Genomic DNA, 18,038 nt, shown 5'->3' on the forward strand with positions numbered 1-18,038 from the left:
CATCACATAACTTTCGGTATTATTACCGAAACTTTCGAGAGGCGTTCGACGATGAACAACCGAACCTGGATGTCCCGCAGCCTTGCGGGCACCGCGGTCATGATGCTGGGCTTCACCCTTGCAGGGTGCGGCGGAGGCGGCGACGCGTCGAGCCGGCCCGAGAACGAGCTGCACCTCGCCGTCTACGGTGATGCCAGCAACAAGGTCGAGCAGGCCATGGTGGACAAGTTCAACGAGACCTCCGACGTCAAGATCGTGCTCGACACGATCCCCGGCGCGGACTACCAGACCAAGCTGCAGACCATCATCGATACCGATTCCGCTCCGGACATCTTCTTCAACTGGGGCGGTGGCAGCATCGCGAACTTCGTGAAGGCGGATCTGCTGATGCCGCTCGACGACTTCATCGAGGAGGACCCGCAGCTCAAGGAAGCGTTCCTGCCGTCGGTCTTCGAGACGGCCGTCATCGACGACAAGAGCTACGGCATCCCGATGCGCGGCACCCAGCCCGTCATGCTCTTCCACAACTCCGAGGTGCTCAAGCAGGCCGGCATCGATGCACCCCCCGCCACCTGGGACGAACTGCTGGAGGACGTCGAGAAGCTGAAGGCGGCCGGCGTGACGCCGATCGCGCTCGGCGGCGCCGACCAGTGGCCCACCCAGATGTGGTTCCAGTACGTCTTCGACCGCGTCGCCGGCGAGGACCTGTTCCAGTCGGCGCTCGACGGCGACACGGACGCCTGGGACTCCGAGAAGAGCCGTGAGGCGCTCGGCAAGCTGCGCGAACTGATCGACGCAGGTGCCTTCGGCACCAACTTCGACTCCGTGAAGTTCACCGACGGTGGATCGCCCACCCTGCTCTCGAGCGGCCGGGCCGGCTTCGAGCTCATGGGGTCGTGGGCCTACGCGACGCACCTTGACGCCAACCCCGAGTTCGCCGAGAACGTCCTCGGCTACAGCGAATTCCCCGCGATCGAAGGCGGCGAGGGCGATCCCGACAACCTCGCCGGCAACACGAACAACTTCTACTCGGTCCACAAGGACACCCGCTACCCCGAAGAGGCCGGCGAGTTCCTGAAGCTCATGTACTCGGACGAGTTCGTGCAGGAGCAGATCGCCATCGGCAATCTGCCCACCACCACCAACACGGAGGAGTTCCTCGATGAGGCTTCCAACCCGGAGTACGCGAAGTACCAGTTCGACCTCGTGAAGGAAGCGCCGCACTTCCAGCTCTCCTGGGACCAGGCCTACCCTCCCGAGGCGACGGTGACCATCCACACCGCCGTGGCCCAGTTCTTCAGCGGCCAGATCGATGAAGACGGCTTCATCAAGGCCATGCAGAGTCTCTAGGACATTCCCATGACAACGCTTGCAACGCGCAGGCAGGCATCGCCGGGCGGCTCCACTCCGAGCCGCCCGGCCCGCCCGGCCCGCTCGGGCGCCTCATCCGTGGGGCGCCCCGGCTTCGCCTGGGCCCTGCCTGCCACCATCTTCTTCGCCCTCTTCGCCCTCGTGCCGCTGGCTGCGGTCGCCGTCCTGTCCTTCACCTCGTGGAGCGGCCTCGGCGATCCGGAGTTCGTGGGGCTCGAGAACTGGGAGACGCTGATCGCCGATCCGGTGATGCTGAAGAGCCTCTGGCTCAGCCTGCTCTTCATCGTCCTGGGCGTGGTCACGCAGACACCCCTGAGCATCCTGCTGGGGGTGTGGGCTGCGGGCAACCAGCGCAACCGTGCTGTCCTCAGCGCCATCTACTTCATCCCGCTCCTGCTGTCCTCGGCCGCCATCTCCGTGCTGTGGCGTGCGCTGCTGGATCCGAACTTCGGCATTCCGGGGCAGATGTCCTGGCTCTTCGGGGACGGCAACCTGCTCGGCACCCAGTCCGGCGCGATCGGCGTCCTGATCTTCGTCGGCATGTGGCAGTTCACTCCCTTCCACACCCTGATCTACCAGGGTGCGGCCAAGGGCATCCCGACCGTGCTCTACCAGGCCGCGTCGATCGACGGCGCGGGCATGGTGCGCCAGTTCTTCTCCATCACGCTGCCCCAGCTGCGGAACACGGCGATCACCTCGATCATCCTGATGGTGGTCGGCGGCCTGACGACCTTCGAGACGGTGCTCATCCTGACCAACGGCGGACCCGGCACCGACACCACCATCACCGCCTTCTACATGTACCAGGAGGCGTTCCAGAGCTTCGACTTCGGCGTCGGCAGTGCGATCGCCCTGGTGCTCGTCGTCGTCGCCACCCTGATCTCCCTCGTGGTGGTCAAGGTGTCCGGCTACGACAAGATGAACAGCTCGCTGGAAGGACTCTGATGAAGACCCGCCCCAACTACTTCGCCGGCATCGGCTCCTTCGTCTGGCTGCTGATCGTCGCGATCCCCCTGTACGTGATGATCTCGGGCACCTTCCAGACGCGTGAGGACTTCGGGGACAACGGCCCGCTGTCCTTCCCCACGAGCTTCACGCTCCAGAACTACGTGGATGCGATCACGAGCGGTTTCGGCCGGTACTTCCTCAACACCGTCGTCGTGACGGTCGGCGTCGTCGCGATCGTCCTCCTGCTCGTCCCGCCGCTGAGCTACGCGATCGTGCGCAGCCAGAGCCGCGCTGCGTCGTTCGTGTTCCGCTTCTTCCTGCTGGGGCTCGCGATCCCCGCGCAGGCCGTGATCGTCCCGGTGTTCTACCTGATCAACACGGTGGGGCTCTACGACAACCTGATCGGCGTCATCCTCCCGACGGCGGCGTTCGCCCTGCCCATCTGCACGCTGATCCTCAGCGGCACCATGCGCGACATCACGGGCGAGCTGTACGAGGCGATGGCCATGGACGGCGCGAGCCCGGCCCGGGCCTTCTTCCGCCTGGTCCTGCCGCTGTCCAAGGGTGGGATCTCCACGATCGCGGTCTTCTCCGCGCTGCAGGCGTGGAACGGCTTCCTGTTCCCCCTGATCCTGACCCAGTCCGAGAGCACCCGCGTGGTGACCCTCGGCCTCTTCAACTTCCAGACCCAGTACGGCATCAACATCCCGGGGCTGCTCGCCGCGGTCACGCTCTCGATGGTGCCCGTGCTGCTCGTCTACCTGTTTGCGCGCCGCGCGCTTGTCCAGGGCCTCATGGGCGCTGGCGGAAAGTGATCATGACCGAAACGACACTCAACGACGCCCCGTGGCGGGACACCTCCGCCGCGCCCGAGGACCGCGTCGAGGCGCTGATCCAGGCGATGACTCCCCGCGAGAAGGTCGCCCAGCTCGTCGGCGTCTGGGTCGGCGCCAACACCGAGGGCGGCGAGGTCGCTCCGCACCAGCACGAGATGAACGAGGCCCCGGACCTCGACGAGCTCCTGCCGAACGGACTCGGGCAGCTGACCCGTCCCTTCGGCACCGCTCCCGTGGAGCCGGCACTGGGCGCCCTGTCGCTGCAGCGCACGCAGGAGCGGGTCGCGGCGGCGAACCGCTTCGGGATCCCCGCGCTCGTGCACGAGGAATGCCTCGCCGGCTTCGCCGCCTGGAAGGCGACGGCGTACCCCGTGCCCCTCGCCTGGGGCGCCACGTTCAACCCCGACCTCGTACGGACGATGTCCTCGGCCATCGGAGCGGACCTCCGCTCGGTGGGCGTGCACCAGGGGCTCGCCCCGGTGCTCGACGTCGTCCGAGACGCCCGCTGGGGCCGGGTCGAGGAGACCATCGGGGAGGATCCCTACCTCATCGGGACCATCGCGACGGCCTACGTCCAGGGGCTCGAACGCGCGGGGATCGTCGCGACGCTCAAGCACTTCGTGGGCTACTCGGCGTCGAAGGCCGGCCGCAACCTCGCGCCCGTCTCGATCGGTGAACGGGAGCGGGCCGACGTGCTGCTCCCTCCGTTCGAGATGGCCATCCGTGAGTCCGGGGTGCGCTCGGTCATGCACGCCTACACGGACATCGACGGCGTGCCCACGGCGGCCGACGCCTCGCTCCTGACCGGGCTGCTCCGCGACACCTGGGGCTTCGACGGCACGGTGGTCGCCGACTACTTCGGCATCGCCTTCCTGAAGGAACTGCACCGCGTGGCCGCGACGCTCGGCGAAGCCGCCGGGGCGGCGCTGACCGCTGGGGTCGACGTCGAACTGCCCACGGTGCACACCTTCGGTGAGCACCTTCTCGCCGAGATCGACGGCGGCCGGGTGGACGAGGGGCTCGTGGACCGCGCGCTCCGCCGGGTCCTGCGGCAGAAGCTGGACCTCGGCCTGCTCGATCCGGACTGGTCGCCCGTGCCCTCGGCCCTGGAGACGGCCGAGGCGGGCATGCCCGCCGTCGACCTCGATTCTCCCGGCAACCGTGCCATCGCCACGGAGCTCGCGGAGCAGTCGATCGTGCTCGTGGGCAACAGCGGCATCCTGCCCCTCGCCGGTACTCCGCGCATCGCCCTGATCGGCCCCAACGCCGACACCCACCGCGCCTTCCTGGGGTGCTACTCCTTCCCCGCCCACGTGGGGGAGCAGCACCCCGAGATCGAGATGGGCCTGTCCATTCCGACGGTAGCCGACGCGCTCCAGCGGGAATTCGGGGACAGCGACATCACCATCGCCGGAGGATGCACCATCGACGGCACCGCGACCACCGGCTTCGACGAGGCCCTCGCCGTCGCCGGCGCGTCCGACGTCGTCGTCGCCGTCCTCGGTGACCGTGCCGGACTCTTCGGCCGCGGCACCAGCGGTGAAGGGTGCGACGCCGAGTCCCTCGCGCTTCCCGGCGTGCAGCAGCAGCTGCTCGACGAGCTGCTCGCGACCGGGAAGCCCGTCGTCGTCGTCCTGCTGACCGGGCGCCCCTACGCCCTCGGGTCCGCCGCGACGAAGGCCGCCGCCGTCGTCCAGGGATTCTTCCCCGGCGAGGAGGGCGCAGCAGCCGTCGCGGGCGTGCTGAGCGGGCGGATCAACCCGAGCGGACGGCTTCCGGTCAGCATCCCCGGTTCGCCCGGCGCCCAGCCCTCCACCTACCTGGCGGCTCCTCTGGCGCAGGCGAGCGGAGTGTCCAACATCGACCCGACCGCGGCCTTCGCCTTCGGCCACGGCCTGGGGTACACGGACTTCACCTGGGCGGATGCGGGATCGACGGCCGATTCGGCGTCCACCGACGGCGAGGCCACCGTCCACGTGACGGTGACCAATGCGGGGGAGCGGGACGGCGTCGAGGTGGTACAGCTCTACCTGCACGATCCCGTGGCGTCCGTGGTGCGGCCCGTGCAGCGCCTCGTCGCCTATGCGCGCGTGCCGTTGGCGGCAGGAGCCTCGGCGCGCGTCGTGTTCACCGTGCCGGCAGATGTCACGTCCTTCACGGGACGGGACGGACTGCGGATCGTCGAGCCCGGCGCGCTCGAGCTGCGACTGGGGGCCTCGAGCAGCGATATCCGCGCTGCCCTGCCCCTCACCCTGGCCGGCGGCGTTCGGCCCGTGGACCACACGCGCCGGCTGCACTGCGACGTGCGGGTGGACGCTGCCTGAGCTCCGCCCTCACCGCACCACCGGCATCACCGGCAACCCGCTCCCGTCCATGGGGGCGGGTTGCCGCGTTGGAGGCACCGTGCACCCGCACCCGGACATCACGTTCCGGCAAGCGGCAATTCGATCACGAGCCGGTGCAGTACTCCTTCTTCCGGGGATGGCCCGATCCGGGGCGATGGGGCCACAGCGAACTTCCGCGGCAGAACAGGGGGGCTGGTACCGCGCGGCCTCAGGTCGCCCGGTTTCCTGCACGGAGGGCAAGACAAGGAGGTTGCGTCAGCCATCGGATTCGTCCACGGTAGTAAGTAGGCTGATCGTTCTGGTGGTGGTACTCCGGTGCCGCGGCCCGGAGGGTCACTTCCACCTACCGAGGAGTATCAACACCATGGCAACAGAGAACACATCGGGCGCGAGCACCCCGAGGAGCCGGCGCAACGACGTCGTCGCAGCGGAGAAGGAGCAGTTCGGCGGCATCAAGTTCGGGTCGGCGTTCTTCGGCTGGCTGACGGCGATCGGCCTCACCGTGATCCTCAGCGCACTCGCCACGGCGGTCGGCGTGGGCATCGGTGCCGCGAACACGAGCAACGCGAACGACGCCGCCAACCAGGCGACCGAGAACGCCCAGACCATCGGCATCGTCAGCGGGATCGTGCTGGCGATCATCCTCTTCGTCGCCTACTACTGCGGCGGATACGTCGCGGGCCGCATGGCACGCTTCGACGGCGTGAAGCAGGGCGTCGCCGTCTGGCTCTGGGGCATCATCATCGCGATCATCCTGGCGATCCTCGCCGCCGTGGCCGGCAACGAGTTCAACGTGCTCGAGCAGGTGCAGGGTCAGCCCAACATCCCGGTCGACGGCAGTGCGCTGACGGCCGGCGGGCTGATCGGGCTCGCCATCGCGATCCTCGTCCCCCTCATCGGTGCGATCATCGGCGGCAAGGCCGGGATGCGCTTCCACCGGAAGGTCGACCAGGTGGGGATCGACCACCGGACCGGGCTGTAGCAGGTCCCCCGCCCGCGACTGCCGGCGCGGGCACGACGAAAGAGGCACCATCCCGAACGGGATGGTGCCTCTTTCGTCGTGGGCCGGAGCGCCTAGAACGTCAGGGAGCCCACTGCAGTGCTGTACTGCCGGCGGATGACCGGCTGATGATCGGCGGCGCGGTCCTGGACGGTCTCGACCGTCCACCGCGGACGTGATCCCGTCAGGGTCCAGGCAGCCTGGACGGCAGCACCCCGGGCCACGTACTCGCCCGGCGCGGGGATCCGGACGGGCAGGTCGAACACCTGTGCGGCGACCTCCTGCACGGCCGCGTTCTGCGCGGCGCCACCGATGAGCAGGAGGTGCCGCGGCACCACGCCGGCCGCGCGCACGGCGTCCAGGGCGTCCGCCAGCCCGCACAGCATCCCCTCGATGGCTGCGCGGGCCATGTTGGCCCGGGTGGCAGAGGCGATGCTCAGGTTGTGGAAGCTCGCCTTCGCCGTCGGGAGGTTGGGCGTACGCTCGCCCTCGAAGTACGGGACCAGGACGACGCCGGCGGAACCCGGCGCGGCCTCCAGGGCCAGTTCTGCGAAGCCGTCATGGTCCACCCCGAGGATCCCCGCGACCGAGGACAGCACACGCGCGGCGTTCAGGGTCGCCACGAGCGGGAGGAACAGGCCGCTGGCATCGGCGAAGCCCGCCACCGTCCCGGACCGGTCGGCCACGGCATCGGCGGCGACGGCGAAGACTGTGCCACTGGTCCCGAGGGACACGACGACGTCGCCCTCCTCCGCACCCAGCCCCAGGGCGGCGCCGGCGTTGTCGCCGGCACCCGGCCCCAGCACGATGCGGCGGTCGGCCGACGCGAGGAACGAGGAATGCACGGTGCCGGCTCCGGCGTCCGCCTGCAGGACGCGGGGGAGCACCACTGCAGCCTGATCGCCCTCACCCTGCGCCTCGCGGGCAGGACGGCCGAGCATCTGCTCGAAGAGCGCGAGATCGTAGGCGTTGGTCGCCGGGTTCCAGTAGGCGGTGCCGCTCGCATCCGAGCGGTCGGTCACCAGTTCCTCGAGCACCGGGCCCAGGGGTGATTCCCCCTCGGGACCGAACCCGCGCAGTCGCCACGTCAGCCAGTCGTGCGGCAGCGCCACGGCCGCGATGGCCGGTACGACGTCGGGCTCGGCGTCGCGCACCCAGCGCACCTTGGTGCCGGTGAAGGACGCCACGGGCGCGGACCCGGTGCGGGCCACGAGCTCGTCGAGGCCCAGTTCGGCGATCAGGTCCCTGGCCGCGCCCGCGGATCGTGTGTCGTTCCACAGGAGCGCGTCGCGCAGGACACGTCCATCACGGCCCAGCAGCACCATGCCGTGCTGCTGCCCCGCGATCGACAGGGCGTCGACGTCGTCCCCGAGGCCGTCGGCGTCGGACAGCGCGGAGAGCAGTGCCTGCCACCACGCCTTCGGGTCCACCTCCGTGCCCTCCGGGTGGAGGGCACGACCACTGCGGACCTCGGCACCGGTGAGGGTGTCGACGACGACGACCTTGCAGCTCTGTGTCGACGAGTCGACTCCGGCAACGAGGGCCATGGGTCAGCGGGCTCCGAGCAGGTGCTCGATGAAGAGCTGCTGGAGCTTCACGAAGCCGAAGCCCTTGCCGTTGAAGTAGGCGTCGGTGTCGAACTCCTCGTAGGAGGCGCGGTCGGCACGCAGGGCCTCGTAGCCTTCACCGGCGTTGAGGGTGGGCTCGTTGATCTCGGACACGCGCGATGCGGTGAGCGCGGCCTGGACCTCGGGGTCGGCGCGGAACGCTGCAGCGCGCTCCTTGAGCAGCAGGTAGGTCTGCATGTTGGCCGCAGCCGAGTCCCAGACGCCGTCCATGTCCTCGGTGCGGCTCGGCTTGTAGTCGAAGTGGCGCGGTCCGTCGTAGGAAGGGCCGCCGGCGGGGCCGCCGTTCTCGAGCAGGTCCACGAGCGAGAACGCGTTCTGCAGGTCGCCGTGTCCGAAGACGAGGTCCTGGTCGAACTTGATGCTGCGCTGGCCGTTGAGGTCGATGTGGAACAGCTTGCCCTGGTAGAGGGCCTGGGCGATGCCGTGCGTGAAGTTCAGGCCCGCCATCTGCTCGTGGCCCGTCTCGGGGTTGATGCCCACGAGCTCGGGGCGTTCGAGGGTCTCGATGAAGGCCATCGCGTGCCCGAGCGTGGGCAGGAGGATGTCGCCGCGCGGTTCGTTGGGCTTGGGCTCGATCGCGAAGCGGATGTCGTAGCCCTTGTCGGTGACGTAGTCGCCGAGCAGGTTGACGGCCTCGCGGTAGCGCTCGAGGGCGCCGCGGATGTCCTTGGCGGCGTCGTACTCGCTGCCTTCGCGGCCGCCCCACATGACGAACGTCTTGGCGCCGAGTTCCGCGGCGAGGTCGATGTTGTCGAGGACCTTGCGGAGCGCGAAACGGCGGACGCCGCGGTCGTTGCTCGTGAAGCCGCCGTCCTTGAAGACCGGGTGGCTGAACAGGTTCGTCGTGACCATCGGCACGATCAGGCCGGTCGACTTCAGCACGCCGGTCAGGCGGTCGATCTCGCGCTGGCGATCGGCGGGGCTGGAGCCGAAGGGGAAGAGGTCGTCGTCGTGGAAGGTGATGCCGTAGGCACCGAGGTCGCTCAGGCGGTTGACGGCCTCGACGACGTCGAGCGGTGCCCGGGTCGCCGAACCGAACTGATCCTGGGCCTCCCAGCCCACCGTCCAGAGTCCGAAGGAGAATTTGTCATCGCGTGTGGGCTCGATCGCCATTGAGTGCTCCAGGAAGTGTGTGTGTGACCAATATGTTGCCGTTACAAACATATTAGGTTTACGCCCAGAGTCAAGCGGGAACCTCGCACTCCTTCAGCTGCCCAGCGCATGGACGCTCGCCCGCTGCACCAGTCGGGTGGAGAGCTCGATGCGCGGACTCTCGACCGTCTCACCCCGGATGAGCCGCACCAGGGTGCGCGCGGCGAGGCTCCCCATCTCGGAGAGGGGCTGGCGGACGGTCGTGAGCGGCGGCGATGCCCATCCGGCCTCGGGCAGATCGTCGAACCCGACCACGCTGAGATCGTCCGGGATGCGCAGGCCCTGCTGCCGCGCCGCCTCATACACCCCGAGCGCCATCTGGTCGCTGGCCGCGAAGATCGCGGTCGGCCGGTCGGTCAGCGCGAGGAGCTCGGCTCCTGCGACGAAGCCGGACGCGTAGTCGAAGTCGCCGCTGATGACGAGTGCCGGGTCGAAGGCGATACCTGCGGCGTCGAGCCCTGCCCGGTATCCGTCGAGGCGCGCGCGGCTGCACCAGAGCCCGGGGCGGCCCGCCACGAACCCTATGCGGCGGTGGTTCTGCTGGGTGAGGTGCTCGGTCGCGGTGACCGCGCCCGTCCAGTTGGTCGCGCCGATGGTCGGCACCTCGAGGTCGGGGACGCCGGCGGGATCGACGACCACCACGGGCAGGTTGAGGCGCTGCAGTTCCGCGTGGAGGAACGAGTCGAGGTCGGTGGTCACGAGGATGGCGCCGTCGCTCGTCCTGGCACCGAGGGTGTCGAGCCACTTGCGGGTGGAGTCGGCACCTCCCCTGCGATGGATCGCGGAGACCACCACGGACATGCCCTCGGCGTTGAGCGACTCCTCGACGCCGCGGATGATCTCGACGGCCCACGGGCTGTCCAGGTCGTTGAAGACGAGGTCCACGAGACCCGATGGGGCGGCCTGCGCCGCTCCCCGCCTGCGGTAGCCGTACTCGCGGAGCAGGAGTTCCACGCGTTGGCGGGTGGCCGGGGCGACGTCGGACCGGCCGTTGAGCACCCGCGAGACCGTGGGGACGGAGACGCCGGCGGCGGAGGCTATCGCGGAGATGGTCACCGCGGGCTGGGCGTTGTCCTGCACGAATCCTCCTCCGGGCGTCCGGGACCGCTACGGCACCCCCGAACCATTTCGATATTCGCCCTTGACCTCCCGGGCGCGATGTTCCTAACCTACAGCAACGGTATTTCCGGAAAGTTCCGGAAAAGTTCCGATCGAATGATCGGACGGCCGTACCTCAGGTACCTCAAAGGAGAGCTCATGAAGGTCCATCACTCACTCGCTGCCGCGGTCCTCGCCTCGGCACTGATCCTTCCCACCGCAGCCCCCGCCTTCGCGGCACCGGACCACAGGTCCGAGGCACCCGGCATCCAGAAGCAGGACACCCTCCGCTGGGTCGCCCCGCAGGACCTCAAGATCGGCACGGCCGTCGCGGGCGGCGGACACCACGAGACCCAGCCCTATCCGGCCCCGTTCCCCAACGACAAGGAATACCTGCAGCACCTCGCCGCGGAGTTCAGCTCGGTCTCACCCGAGAACCAGCTCAAGTGGGAGTTCGTGCACCCGGAACGCGACACCTACCGCTTCGCCGAGATGGACGCCATCGTCCGGTTCGCCCAGGAGAACAAGCAGGTGGTCCGCGGACACACCCTGTTCTGGCACAGCCAGAACCCGGCGTGGCTGGAGGAGGGCGACTTCTCGAAGGACGAACTGCGGGCCATCCTCAAGGAGCACATCCAGACCGTCGTAGGCCGCTATGCGGGCCAGATCCAGCAGTGGGACGTGGCCAATGAGATCTTCAACGGTGACGGCACCCTGCGCACCACGGACAACATCTGGATCCGCGAACTCGGCCCGGAGATCATCGCCGACGCGTTCCGCTGGGCCCATGAGGCGGATCCCAAGGCGAAGCTCTTCTTCAACGACTACGGCGTGGAGGGCGTCAACGCGAAGAGCAACGCCTACCTCGAACTCATCCCACGGCTGCAGGCCCAGGGTGTCCCGGTCGACGGCTTCGCCATCCAGGGGCACCTGAGCACCCGCTACGGCTTCCCGGGCGACCTCCAGGCCAACCTCCAGCGCTTCGACGACCTCGGGCTGGAGACGGCGATCACCGAGATCGACGTGCGGATGGACGTGGCAGCGGGAACTGAGCCGACGGACGCGCAGCTGGCGAAGCAGGCGAGCTACTACCAGCGGGCACTCGACGCCTGCATCTCGGTGGACGAGTGCAACTCCTTCACCATCTGGGGCTTCACCGACAAGTACTCGTGGGTCCCGGTGTTCTTCTCCGGTGAGGGCGAAGCGACCGTCATGTGGAACGACTTCACCCGCAAGCCCGCCTACTACGCGCTCCAGGACAGCCTCGAGCAGGCGTCCCCGGGGCGCGGCAACCGCTAGGCATCACCAGCACGACACCCGGCACGACACCCAGAGCAGGCCGTGGCCCGCCCCGAAGCGGGCGGGCCACACCACCAAGGAGAACCATGAGACAACGACGTCTGATCGCGGGCGCGACGGCGTTCGGCCTCATCACGGGAGCCGGCGTGCTGACGCTGCCGGCCGCCCAGGCCGACGAACCGTCCGTGCTGCTGAGCGAGGATTTCGAGGACGGCAGCTTCAGCCCGCTGACGCAGAACGGCGGATCGGCACTGTCGGTGGTCGACGCCGACGGCGACAAGGCCCTGCTGGTGCAGGGCAGGACCAACGACTACGACGGCATCAAGACACCGGCCAGCCTCCTGCAGGCGGGAGGCACCTACACCTTCTCGGCGCAGGTCAAGCTCTCGGCCGCAGCAGGCACGACGACGTCGGCCCGCTTCGTCGTCGAGCCCGCCTACAGCTGGGTGGGCAACACCACGGTCTCGGCGGACACCTGGACCACGGTCAAGGGGACGTTCAACGCTCCCGCCGGTGCGGACCCGGCGACCCTCCGGGCCTACCTCGGAACAGGAGACCTCGGTGCACCGTACGACTACCTCATCGACGACGTCGTGATCACCGGCACGGCCGTGCCCGGCGACGGCGGGGCCTGGCAGCCCACCCCTGATCCCGCGTTCGTGCCGGGAGGAGCCGCCAACCCGACGGCAACACCCCTGGCCACCGCCCGCGGCGCCGGCAACGCCGTCGCGCTGACGTTCGACGACGGTCCGAACCCCGGAGAGACCGCTGCCGTGCTCGATCTCCTGCGGGACAAGGGCATCACGGCCACCTTCTGCATCATCGGCCAGAACGTACAGGCAGCCGGCGGCGCCGACCTGCTGCAGCGGATCGTCGCCGAAGGGCACACACTCTGCAACCACGGCACGTCCTACGCGGACATGGGCTCGTGGACGCAGTCGCAGGTCGAGGCGGACCTCAAGGAGAACCTGCGCATCATCCGGGCAGCCGCCGGGGATCCCACGCTCGAGGTGCCCTACTTCAGGGCACCGAACGGCAGCTGGGGCGCCACCGGCGAGGTCGCGGCGGCGCTCGGCATGCAGCCGCTCGGCCTCGGCAACGTCATCTTCGACTGGGACGGCAACGACCTCAGCGAGGCGACGCTGACCGAGAACCTGCGCAAGGCCTTCACCCCGGGCGCGGTGGTCCTCGCCCACGACGGCGGCGGTGACCGTTCGAACACCGTCCGGGCCGTCGCGACGGTCGTGGGCGAGAAGCTCGCCGAGGGCTGGACGTTCACCCTTCCGAGCGGCGGCGCAGCTGCCGCTCCGGTCGCTGTGACCTCCGGCTTCGAGACCGGCACCGACGGCTGGACGGCGCGCGGCGACGGCGTCCAGGTCGCGACCAGCGGCACCGCCCGCACCGGTAGCGGCAGCCTGCTCGTCACGAACCGCACGCAGCCGTGGCACGGCGCCGCCCTCGATGTGACGGCGGGACTCCCGGTGGGAGTCGCGGTGGAGGTCTCCGTCTGGGCGCGCCTGGCACCGGGACAGGCACCGGCGTCGCTGAAGATCTCCGTGCAGCGCGACAACGGCGGCGGGAGTGCCTACGACGGTGTGGCCGGCGCCGGTGCTTCCGTCACCGCCGATGGCTGGACCCAGCTCAAGGGCACCTACACGCTCGGCGCCGCTGCCGACAAGGCGCAGGTGTACGTCGAGGGACCGGTGGGCGTGGACTTCCTGCTGGACGACTTCAGCCTCGCTCCGTTCGCGGAGAAGCCGATCCAGACGGACGTGCCGGGGCTGAAGGACGTGCTCGGCGCCGACGGGATCGAGCACGTCGGCGTGGCCATCGATGCGCGGGAGACCGTAGGAACGGCCGCCGACCTCGTGCGCAAGCACTTCAACGCCTTCACCCCGGAGAACGCAGGCAAGCCCGAGAGCGTCCAGCCGGTCGAGGGGCAGTTCGCCTTCACCCAGCTGGACCAGCTCCTGGACTTCGCGGATGCCAACGACGTGCAGGTCTACGGGCACGTGCTCGCGTGGCACTCGCAGACCCCGGCGTGGTTCTTCAAGGACGGAGCCCGGGACCTCACCGACAGCCCCGCCGACCAGGCGCTCCTCAAGGCACGCATGGAAGCGCACATCAAGGGCATCGCCGATCACATCGACGCCCGCTACCCGGACGGGAACAGCCCCATCTGGGCCTGGGACGTGGTGAACGAGGTCATCGCGGACGGCGACACGGCGAACCCGCACGACATGCGTGACAGCCGCTGGTTCCAGGTCCTGGGTGAGGGTTTCGTGGACGAGGCGTTCCGCCTGGCGGACCGCTACTTCCCCGAGGCAGCGCTCTTCATCAACGACTACAACACCGAGATGCCCGAGAAGCGCGCGGACTATCTCGACCTGATCCGCTCGCTCACGGCGCGGGGCGTGCCGATCGACGGCGTGGGCCACCAGGCCCACGTGGATGTCGCCCGGCCCGTGCAGTGGCTCGAGGACTCGATCAAGGCCGTCGAGGCACTGGATCCGAAGCTCCTGCAGGCCATCACGGAACTGGACGTCAATGCGTCCACCGAGAACCAGGGCGCCGACGTCAGCGGCGGACCGGTGGATCCGTACAGCCCCGCGTTCGAGGACGATGCCGATGCCGCGGCGGAGGTGGGCTACTACTACCGCGACCTCTTCGCCATGCTGCGCGAGCACAACGCATCCGTGGACTCGGTGACGTTCTGGGGCATCAGCAACGCCCGTACCTGGCTGCGGACCTGGCCGATGGCCCGGCCGTGGGAGCAGCCCCTGCCGTTCGACGACGAGTTGCAGGTGACCCCGGCCTACTGGGGCATCGTCGACCCGTCCCGGCTTCCCGCCCGGCCCGCCGATGTGCTGCCGCCGCGGATCGCCGACCAGTCGGACATCGCCGCCGTCTCCAACGGGGCCAGTGGCGCCAAGGTCAGCTACCCGCTGCCGTCGGCCATCGACACGCTCGACGGCGTGGTGCCGCTCGACTGCGCGCCGGCGTCGGGAGCCCGCTTCCCCGTCGGCATCACCACGGTCACGTGCACGGCGACGGATGAGGCCGGCAACACCCGGACCAGCTCGTTCGACATCGTGGTGACCCGCAAGCAGGCAGGCAGGCCCTGACCGGACTGCACCGGACATGACGAAGCCCCTGTCCTCTCCGGAGGGCAGGGGCTTCGTCGTGGAAGCCGGTCAGGCGTAGGCGCCGAGGAGCCGCACCGATCCGCCGTCGACGCCCTTGGCGCCCTGGACGTAATCCGGCCCGTCGGTGCTCCCGTTCCCGGCCGCCCGCACGCTGCCCATGACCCAGGAGGGAACACCTGCGGCGTTCAGCTGTGCCAGGGCGGCGTCGGCGCCTGCGGCACCGACGATGGCGACCATGCCCACGCCGAGGTTGAGGGTGCGCTCGAGGTCCGGCAGCGGCACGGAACCGAGCTGCGAGACGAGGGTGAAGATCGGCGGGAGCTCCCAGGTGGAGCGCTCCACCGTGGCCTCGAGGCCGCGGGGGAGCACGCGTGCGAGGTTCGCGGCGAGCCCGCCGCCCGTGACATGGCTGAAGCCGTGTACCTGCGCGGCGTCGTTGCGGGCCAGCGCGAGGCAGTCGGAGGCGTAGACGCGCGTGGGCTCGAGGAGCTCCTCACCGAGCGTCCGCCCGAGTTCGGAGACCTGCCGGTCGAGGGCCCACCCGGCCTGGTTGATCACCCGGCGGACGAGGGAGTATCCGTTGGAGTGGAGGCCCGAGGACGCCATCCCGATGACCACGTCCCCTGAGCGGACGCGCTCCGGGCCGAGGACGCGGTCGGCCTCGACGACACCGGTAGCGGCGCCCGCGACGTCGTACTCGTGCTCACCGAGCAGGCCCGGGTGCTCGGCGGTCTCCCCGCCCACCAGGGCGGTGCCGGCGGCCGAGCAGGCCGCCGCGATGCCCCGGACGATGTCCGCGATGCGCTCGGGCACCACCTTGCCGCACGCGATGTAGTCGGTCATGAAGAGCGGCTCGGCGCCGACCACCACGATGTCGTCGACCACCATGCCCACCAGATCGAACCCGATGGTGTCGTGGATGTCCATGGCCTGCGCGATGGCGACCTTGGTGCCCACGCCGTCGGTCGACGTCGCGAGCAGGGGCCGCGTGTAGGTGAGGAGGCGGGACACGTCGTAGAGTCCGGCGAAACCGCCCACCCCGCCGAGGACCTGCTCGCCGTGCGTCGCCCGCACGGCGTCCTTCATGAGCTCGACGGCGCAATCACCCGCTTCGACGTCCACTCCTGCGCTGGCATACGTGATGGGGTTGGACGCGCTCATACCCGCTCTTTCCTGTCTTCGTCGGTCAGTACGGCTTCGAGTTCGGCGTCCGGTCCGGGATCGCAGCCCGTGGCGCCGGACTTGTCGGCGGGATTGGAGCGCTCGAGCAGGTTCTTGCCGAGGCGGTCGTCGTCGGGCAGTTCGATGGGGTAGGTGCCGGTGAAGCACGCCGTGCAGAGGCGCTCGCGGGGCTGCTGCGTGGCGTCGATCATGCCGTCCTCGGAGATGTACGCGAGGCTGTCCGCGCCGATGGACTTGCTGATCTCGTCGATGGCCGCGCCGTTGGCGATCAGCTCGGCGCGCGAGGCGAAGTCGATGCCGTAGAAGCAGGGCCAGCGCACGGGCGGGGAGGAGATCTTGACGTGGACCTCGGCGGCGCCGGCCTCGCGCAGCATCCGGACCACGGCGCGCTGGGTGTTGCCGCGCACGATCGAATCGTCGACGACGATGATGCGCTTGCCGCGGATGACCGATTCGAGGGCGTTGAGCTTGAGCCGGATGCCGAGCTGGCGCAGGGTCTGGCTGGGCTGGATGAATGTGCGGCCCACGTAGGCGTTCTTCACGAAACCGTGGGCGAAGGGGATGCCCGATTGCTCCGCGAAGCCGACGGCGGCGGGCGTACCGGATTCGGGGACCGGGATCACGATGTCCGCCTGCGCAGAGTTCTCGCGGGCGAGCTGGCGGCCCATCTCCACCCGGGACTCGTAGACCGAGCGGCCGGCGATCGCGGCGTCGGGCCGGGCCAGGTAGACGTACTCGAAGACGCAGCCGGCGGCGGTGGGGGAGGCGAAGCGGCTGCTGCGCACGCCGTCCTCGTCGATCGCGATGAACTCGCCGGGCTCGATCTCCCGGATGTAGCTGGCGCCCACGGTGGCGAGCGCGGCCTGCTCGGAGGCGACGACCCAGCCCCGCTCGAGGCGTCCGAGGACGAGGGGGCGGACGCCGTAGGCGTCGCGTGCGGCGTAGAGGGTGCCCTCGTCCATGAAGACGAAGCAGAAGGCGCCGCGGATGCCCGGCAGCAGCTCCATGGCGGTCTGCTCGAGCGAGCGGCCGTCGTTGCCCGCGAGGAGGGCGGTCACGAGCGCGGTGTCGGTGGTGTTGCCCTGCGCGAGTTCGCCGGCGCGGGGCTTCCCGTGGCGGGCGAGGACCATCTCGTAGAGCTCGGCGGAGTTGGTCAGGTTGCCGTTGTGAGCGAGGGCCACGGTGCCGGCGGCGGTGGCACCGAGGGTCGGCTGGGCGTTGGCCCAGTGCGAGGACCCGGTGGTGGAATAGCGGCAGTGCCCGACGGCGATATGGCCGGTCAGCGTGTTGAGCGTCGCTTCGTCGAAGACCTGGGACACGAGGCCCATGTCCTTGTACACATTGATCCTCTGGCCGTCGCTGGTAGCGATGCCCGCGGATTCCTGGCCGCGGTGCTGCAGCGCGTACAGGCCGTAGTAGGTGAGCTTGGCGACCTCCTCGCCGGGCGCCCAGACGCCGAAGACGCCACAGGCATCCTGGGGTCCTTTTTCGCCGGGAAGAAGATCATGGGAGAGTTGTCCGTCGCCGCGCACCATGCGCCCATTCTCTCACGAAGGGCAATGCCGCCTCGCGCGGTCGGAAGGCGGCGCAGGGCCGGCACCCGACAGCTCAGGCGGCGTCGTCGTCGTACGTGCGCTCGGCGCGGGCGCGCTCGGCCCGCCTGATGCTGCGCCGGTCCACCATGAGCACCAGCAGGGCTGCGAGGAGCAGTCCGGGCAGGGCGAAGGCCACGGTGAAGAATCCGAGGATGGACTCGCGCGTGAGCGTGGGATCCTCTGGCCCGGTGTAGGCGACCACGAGCGCCGCGAGGAAGCCGAGGATCGCGCCGACGGCCATGAAGGGGATGAACTTCGGAGCCCTCCGGACGGCCACCTCGCGATGCCCGGGGGCATCCGTGGAACCGGTTCCCTCCGGAGCCCCGACCGGCGTCGCATCCCGGTCCGTGGGAGCGGGCAGACCGTCCGCCGGCACCGCGCCGCGTGCGTCGGGCTGCTCGGGCGTGCTGTTCGGAAGAGGCTGCTCGGAGGTCATGC

The 18,038-nt window shown here is 69.3% G+C and carries 13 protein-coding genes; 7 read left to right on the top strand and 6 right to left on the bottom strand.

Going from position 1 to position 18,038, the window contains the following annotated elements:
- Positions 1 to 51: 51 nt before the first annotated feature.
- The 5 genes from AC1MFI_RS07520 to AC1MFI_RS07540 all read left to right on the top strand — a co-directional run bounded on the left by AC1MFI_RS07520 (position 52) and on the right by AC1MFI_RS07540 (position 6,482).
- Positions 52 to 1,350, top strand: coding sequence for an ABC transporter substrate-binding protein (locus tag AC1MFI_RS07520; RefSeq protein ID WP_479820498.1), 1,299 nt, complete (start codon positions 52 to 54; stop codon positions 1,348 to 1,350).
- A gap of 9 nt (positions 1,351 to 1,359) precedes the next feature.
- The gene (locus tag AC1MFI_RS07525; RefSeq protein WP_479820500.1) at positions 1,360 to 2,316 is read left to right on the top strand and encodes a carbohydrate ABC transporter permease; all 957 of its coding nucleotides are present in this window, start codon (positions 1,360 to 1,362) and stop codon (positions 2,314 to 2,316) included.
- A complete protein-coding gene (locus tag AC1MFI_RS07530; protein WP_479820502.1) occupies positions 2,316 to 3,134 on the top strand; it encodes a carbohydrate ABC transporter permease in 819 nt (272 codons plus the stop codon). Before AC1MFI_RS07525 ends, AC1MFI_RS07530 begins: the two co-directional genes overlap by 1 nt.
- 2 nt (positions 3,135 to 3,136) lie before the next feature.
- The gene (locus tag AC1MFI_RS07535; RefSeq protein ID WP_479820504.1) at positions 3,137 to 5,479 is read left to right on the top strand and encodes a beta-xylosidase/alpha-l-arabinosidase; all 2,343 of its coding nucleotides are present in this window, start codon (positions 3,137 to 3,139) and stop codon (positions 5,477 to 5,479) included.
- Between the two features lie 385 nt (positions 5,480 to 5,864).
- Positions 5,865 to 6,482 carry a hypothetical protein gene (locus AC1MFI_RS07540; protein ID WP_479820505.1) on the top strand — a complete coding sequence of 206 codons (618 nt, stop codon included), beginning with the start codon at positions 5,865 to 5,867 and terminating at the stop codon, positions 6,480 to 6,482.
- Between the two features lie 92 nt (positions 6,483 to 6,574).
- Here the strand turns inward: AC1MFI_RS07540 and AC1MFI_RS07545 are convergent, their stop codons facing one another.
- The 3 genes from AC1MFI_RS07545 to AC1MFI_RS07555 form a co-directional block, all read right to left on the bottom strand.
- Complete coding sequence (locus AC1MFI_RS07545) at positions 6,575 to 8,047, bottom strand: xylulokinase (protein WP_479820506.1); 1,473 nt, start codon at positions 8,045 to 8,047, stop codon at positions 6,575 to 6,577.
- Between the two features lie 3 nt (positions 8,048 to 8,050).
- Positions 8,051 to 9,241 (bottom strand): xylose isomerase, encoded by a 1,191-nt coding sequence (xylA, locus tag AC1MFI_RS07550; protein ID WP_479820507.1) that lies wholly within the window; start codon positions 9,239 to 9,241, stop codon positions 8,051 to 8,053.
- Positions 9,242 to 9,334: 93 nt separating this feature from the next.
- Positions 9,335 to 10,360 carry a LacI family DNA-binding transcriptional regulator gene (locus AC1MFI_RS07555; protein ID WP_479820508.1) on the bottom strand — a complete coding sequence of 342 codons (1,026 nt, stop codon included), beginning with the start codon at positions 10,358 to 10,360 and terminating at the stop codon, positions 9,335 to 9,337.
- 177 nt (positions 10,361 to 10,537) lie between these two features.
- On the opposite strand from AC1MFI_RS07555, the gene AC1MFI_RS07560 reads away from it, so the two are divergent.
- Positions 10,538 to 11,677 carry an endo-1,4-beta-xylanase gene (locus AC1MFI_RS07560; RefSeq protein WP_479820509.1) on the top strand — a complete coding sequence of 380 codons (1,140 nt, stop codon included), beginning with the start codon at positions 10,538 to 10,540 and terminating at the stop codon, positions 11,675 to 11,677.
- A gap of 86 nt (positions 11,678 to 11,763) precedes the next feature.
- Positions 11,764 to 14,802 (top strand): endo-1,4-beta-xylanase, encoded by a 3,039-nt coding sequence (locus AC1MFI_RS07565; RefSeq protein ID WP_479820510.1) that lies wholly within the window; start codon positions 11,764 to 11,766, stop codon positions 14,800 to 14,802.
- 69 nt (positions 14,803 to 14,871) lie between these two features.
- Here AC1MFI_RS07565 and purM read toward each other — a convergent pair whose 3' ends face one another.
- The 3 genes from purM to AC1MFI_RS07580 form a co-directional block, all read right to left on the bottom strand.
- A complete protein-coding gene (gene purM / locus AC1MFI_RS07570; protein WP_479820511.1) occupies positions 14,872 to 15,984 on the bottom strand; it encodes a phosphoribosylformylglycinamidine cyclo-ligase in 1,113 nt (370 codons plus the stop codon).
- On the bottom strand, positions 15,981 to 17,540 hold the full coding sequence (purF, locus tag AC1MFI_RS07575; protein ID WP_479820512.1) for an amidophosphoribosyltransferase: 1,560 nt from the start codon (positions 17,538 to 17,540) through the stop codon (positions 15,981 to 15,983). Before purF ends, purM begins: the two co-directional genes overlap by 4 nt.
- Before the next feature lie 73 nt (positions 17,541 to 17,613).
- A complete protein-coding gene (locus AC1MFI_RS07580; protein WP_479820513.1) occupies positions 17,614 to 18,036 on the bottom strand; it encodes a hypothetical protein in 423 nt (140 codons plus the stop codon).
- Between the last annotated feature and the right edge of the window lie 2 nt (positions 18,037 to 18,038).

It is taken from the genome of Arthrobacter sp. BC5 (assembly GCF_056680255.1).

Bases quoted from the DNA above. Each gene is read 5' to 3' on its own strand.
- AC1MFI_RS07520 (WP_479820498.1), top strand. From the start codon at position 52: ATGAACAACCGAACCTGGATGTCCCGCAGCCTTGCGGGCACCGCGGTC.
- AC1MFI_RS07545 (WP_479820506.1), bottom strand. From the start codon at position 8,047: ATGGCCCTCGTTGCCGGAGTCGACTCGTCGACACAGAGCTGCAAGGTC.
- AC1MFI_RS07565 (WP_479820510.1), top strand. From the start codon at position 11,764: ATGAGACAACGACGTCTGATCGCGGGCGCGACGGCGTTCGGCCTCATC.
- purM (WP_479820511.1), bottom strand. From the start codon at position 15,984: ATGAGCGCGTCCAACCCCATCACGTATGCCAGCGCAGGAGTGGACGTC.
- AC1MFI_RS07580 (WP_479820513.1), bottom strand. From the start codon at position 18,036: ATGACCTCCGAGCAGCCTCTTCCGAACAGCACGCCCGAGCAGCCCGAC.
- AC1MFI_RS07525 (WP_479820500.1), top strand. From the start codon at position 1,360: ATGACAACGCTTGCAACGCGCAGGCAGGCATCGCCGGGCGGCTCCACT.
- AC1MFI_RS07530 (WP_479820502.1), top strand. From the start codon at position 2,316: ATGAAGACCCGCCCCAACTACTTCGCCGGCATCGGCTCCTTCGTCTGG.
- AC1MFI_RS07535 (WP_479820504.1), top strand. From the start codon at position 3,137: ATGACCGAAACGACACTCAACGACGCCCCGTGGCGGGACACCTCCGCC.
- xylA (WP_479820507.1), bottom strand. From the start codon at position 9,241: ATGGCGATCGAGCCCACACGCGATGACAAATTCTCCTTCGGACTCTGG.
- AC1MFI_RS07540 (WP_479820505.1), top strand. From the start codon at position 5,865: ATGGCAACAGAGAACACATCGGGCGCGAGCACCCCGAGGAGCCGGCGC.
- AC1MFI_RS07560 (WP_479820509.1), top strand. From the start codon at position 10,538: ATGAAGGTCCATCACTCACTCGCTGCCGCGGTCCTCGCCTCGGCACTG.
- purF (WP_479820512.1), bottom strand. From the start codon at position 17,540: ATGGTGCGCGGCGACGGACAACTCTCCCATGATCTTCTTCCCGGCGAA.